The sequence below is a fragment of the Bacteroidales bacterium genome, from assembly GCA_014860585.1.
Classification (GTDB): Bacteria; Bacteroidota; Bacteroidia; order Bacteroidales; family 4484-276; genus RZYY01.
This window is the reverse complement of record JACZJL010000099.1, coordinates 1-2415: the sequence shown is the minus strand read 5'-3', so window position 1 is coordinate 2415 and position 2415 is coordinate 1. Positions and strand designations below refer to the sequence as shown.

The window sequence follows — 2415 nt, the reverse complement described above, 5'->3', positions numbered from 1 at the left end:
AAAATGTCCTGTAAATCCTTCGACCGGGGTTGCAAACGTATAACTATCCAGATATTGCTGAAATGGAGGTATGATCATCATGAATGGATCAGAAACAACGCCATCAAAACTGGATGAATTCGAAAACTGCACGGTAAGAATGGGATTGGAAGCTTCTACAAAAGTTGGGACAGTTAATACAGTCTCATAAAAATCTCCAAAGTTCAAAGTGGCAGCCAAAGATCCGTTAAGGAAAAGCTGAGTTCCATTTTGTGATGAAAGAAAACGCCATGTGTCACCATTGAACCTGGTTTGTAATGGCCTGGTAACAAAAGTCTGACCCCAGGTAGATATAGGCGGTATTTGCGAGATCAGGTGGTCACATGCTGCAAAATTCTGTGGCACACTGGCACAAGAGGAACCACTGAAAACAGCAACTGGTAGTGTAGATGAAATGATGGAGCCTGTCTGATCGGCATTATAAGAATTGTTTAGTCTTCCGCGTACAAGGTAGGTCTGTCCCTGGTTCAAAGTAACCGAGAAAGGCACACCTGCCGGATTACCGTTAACAGTCATATCTTTTGGTGTTATTGTCACCACATTGTTATCATAAGGACTTACGATAGCAAACTGCGGAGCCCAACCCTCCTGAGGTAAAAATCCTCCCCACGTCAGGATTGGGTAGGTCATCACAAGATATTGATTCCCAAGTATGTCAACTGGCAACCCCAGATAACCATCCGTAGATGCTTCATTTCCACTAACTCCATAGGCCGTAATTTCCTTATCAGAGGTGACCTTAATGCCAAGATTATCAATGGTTCCCGAAGTTATGATTTCAGCTGCAAGAGGAATGTTAATCCTGGTAACTGTATTTGCAGAAATGGTAAAATTAGTGCTAAATGCAATCCCGGGAATTGAAATAGTTCCAGTAGCATCTTCTCCACAAGTAAGATCAAGAAAACGTGAATTAGCACCGTTAAGATTTCGCATGAATGTGAGCCAAAACTCATTACCACGGCTGTCAAGCAGCGACCTTTGAGTTTCACGATTTTTAAAATCCTCAGGCATTTGTAGATAACTGCGGCCAATTTGGGGTTGGTAGCTCTGAATAAGCTGATTCATTTCTGATTCAGACATGGGATAATCCGTCCGGGACGGATCTTTTTCAGGTTTTACTTGTCCAAAACAAATTTCTCCGGTAAAGAAGAACAACATTACTAAAATGTAAACAATTGATTTTGACATAAACGAATAAATTTAAGGTTTAAAAAAATGATTAAAATGATAAAATAAAATGTTTGGCAAAGATAGGCACTACATAAGTTTTCAAAAAGTTTTATTTATTAAAGTATCTAAATTATTGTTAATAATTTGTTAAAAGTAAAGATTCGTCATTTTTCAAATGAATATAAATCTAAAATCATTCATGGATAATCGCCCAAAAAAAAAAGCCCCGGATTTTCTCCAGGGCTTTTTAAATGATTTACGCTATTTTTTAATGATCTTTTCGATGCGGCGGAAGTTATTCCCTTCCAGTTGCAAGAGATAAATTCCGCTGCGCAATGCCGTCAGATCAATCTGGTTGCGAAGCGTGAGTAGTTTCTGTCGCAGCATTTCCCTGCCGTGCATATCGGTCATGATCAACTGAATCTCCTGCTGATTAACAAGATCAATGAAAAGCGTTTCGCCTGCCGGATTGGGATAGATCAGCACATCATTTTTATTGCTGCTCTGATCTTCTGTTGTGAGTGCAGTTCCGAGGTTGATTCCGGCAATGGCGCTGATGCCGTTGGCGGCGAATGTCCCATCCTGCTGAGGCCAGCCAGCATCCCAGGTCGCCTCAAGTGTATAATCCGTGCCTGTAGTGACAACGTACAGCCTCAGATTGATGGGTTCATTGGCCGTGAATCCATCTTTCATGGCAGTTGTTGGGTCATCTCCAAACAGCATCATACCCATTGTCGCATTTTCCCATTGAATCATTCCATAACAATTGCCATTTTGGTCGAATGCCCCGATATAGTCGCCGGGCTTTATTAATGACTCACTGATGGCTTGTTTGGGGAAAGCGATGATATGGGTAGCTGCACTTCGGCCGGTCATGTTCCATGGCGCGCTGTCGATGATCTCCATCATATTCGGATTGGTAGAGTTGATCACTGAAGAGGTTCCGCTTTTGGTGCAACCGGGATACGTGATTGTTTCAGCATTGCCCATCAGTACATAATACGCTTTGCCTGGCAGCAGGTTTTGCAAGGTATTGATGTTGAATGCCGGCCAGTAAAGTTGCCATCCGGCTACTTCTTTTACCACAATTACCCCTTTGCCTGCAAATAAAGCTTCCACTTCCGCCTCACATTCGCTCAACACAGGGATCAGGTTCCAGCCCTGGCTGAGTTGCAATGTCCTGTTGGATGACCTCGATCCGACAAT

Annotated in this window: 2 protein-coding genes; both read right to left on the bottom strand. The window is 42.6% G+C overall.

Annotation, left to right across the window (positions count from 1 at the left end):
* Positions 1–1227, bottom strand: a 1227-nt coding sequence (locus IH598_10215) for an IgGFc-binding protein (GenBank protein ID MBE0638883.1), incomplete at its 3' end; no start/stop codon positions are given.
* 243 nt (positions 1228–1470) lie between these two features.
* On the bottom strand, positions 1471–2415 hold a 945-nt coding region (locus IH598_10210; GenBank protein ID MBE0638882.1), incomplete at its 5' end, for a T9SS type A sorting domain-containing protein.